The 1,237-nt window shown below is 56.8% G+C and carries 1 protein-coding gene and 1 pseudogene; both read left to right on the top strand.

What is annotated here, in order from left to right; translation table 11 throughout:
• The first annotated feature begins 245 nt into the window (after positions 1-245).
• Positions 246-863 carry a GSU2403 family nucleotidyltransferase fold protein gene (locus ABID37_RS26290; protein ID WP_435521643.1) on the top strand — a complete coding sequence of 206 codons (618 nt, stop codon included), beginning with the start codon at positions 246-248 and terminating at the stop codon, positions 861-863.
• Positions 864-992: 129 nt separating this feature from the next.
• Positions 993-1,237 (top strand): annotated as a pseudogene (locus tag ABID37_RS26215) (hypothetical protein); the annotation flags it as partial.

Here is a 1,237-nt window from a genome sequence, read left to right as displayed (position 1 = left end):
CTCCACGCTAGCCAGCAGATCGTGGCCGAACGGCAGCAGCGCGCCATCGATCGCGGGCGCGGCATCGGCTGCTGATTGAAGCCAGACGAACGAAAAAAGCCAGACAGCCAGGGCCGGGAACAAAACCGCAGGCAAACATTATCTACGCCAAGGCCTTGCAGCGTCACAACCGACCAGAACGACATTGTCGTCGATGGCAGTCACGGTGTTGCAGTCTTATGCCCATTCGGTGATGGCGCTACGACGTGGTCGAAGCTGAAGAAGAGGTTCTCGTTCAAATGATCGAGTCCGACCCACGGGTCTTTGCCGCACATAAGCTGTGGGTATCGAAACGTGCAGACCGCGAACCGGTCAAGCGGCGCCGGGATTTGGCACAGGCGAAGGTAATGGCGCAATTCACAGCCTCACATTTCGACCACCTGCCCTATGAAGCGAACGCCGTCAGGTCGCCACCAAAAGCCGTTTTCGAAGACGCCAAGCATGGGCGTGAGCAGGGCCCTTCTACCCTACCTGATGGCGGTCAAATCATAATATCTGTCCTCAATCCCGAAGAATTGAAAAACGGTAGCACCCTGTGGAGCTATGAGCTTGAACGGCGCGTCATTCGAACACCCGGACCACCGCCATTTCCCGGTATGAACTCTATGCCCGCGCTTTCCAAAGCGGTAAGTATCTTTGCAGCCGTCTCACGGCGACCACCCAGAACGCCATCTTCAGCCTCTAGGCGCGCAATAGTCGGCTCAGAAACCCCAGAATGGCTAGCAAGATCTCCCTGCGACCATCCTAAGAGCGCACGGGCTGCCTTGACTTGGCGGATTGTTATTTCACTATTTGATAGTTTTTCTATTGACATTGCGCACTAATTGATATTTTTTCCATCAAAGCTTCGGTGTCTAGATTCGTCACGCGGCGACAGATATCGAAGCGGCTGACCTTGATGCGCGAACATCTTGGCCAGCCTAACCATAACCAAGCTGTGTGGAGCTCGGATCATGGCTGATTCCGACAATAGCACGACTTTGCCTTTCCACACCCAGTGTCGAAAGCGCGATTTTATCGGAGCAACTGGTCGGGTGCCAGCCGCTGCATCCACGGCACCCGGGAGCGAAGCCCCCGATCCTGTTGTCGTGCTTGCTGAGCTTTGGCGCGATGCGCATGCGCGGGCCCTTGCGCTGTGCCGGCGCCAGCAGCGGCTGGAAAGCAGGATCGCGCGGACGACGGGTTCTCTGCCCACTTC

Origin of the sequence: Aquamicrobium terrae (assembly GCF_040545735.1) — a bacterium.
Classification (GTDB): Bacteria; Pseudomonadota; Alphaproteobacteria; order Rhizobiales; family Rhizobiaceae; genus Mesorhizobium; species Mesorhizobium terrae_A.
The sequence above is the reverse complement of the archived record's forward strand: the minus strand, read 5'-3'. Positions and strand labels throughout refer to the sequence as shown.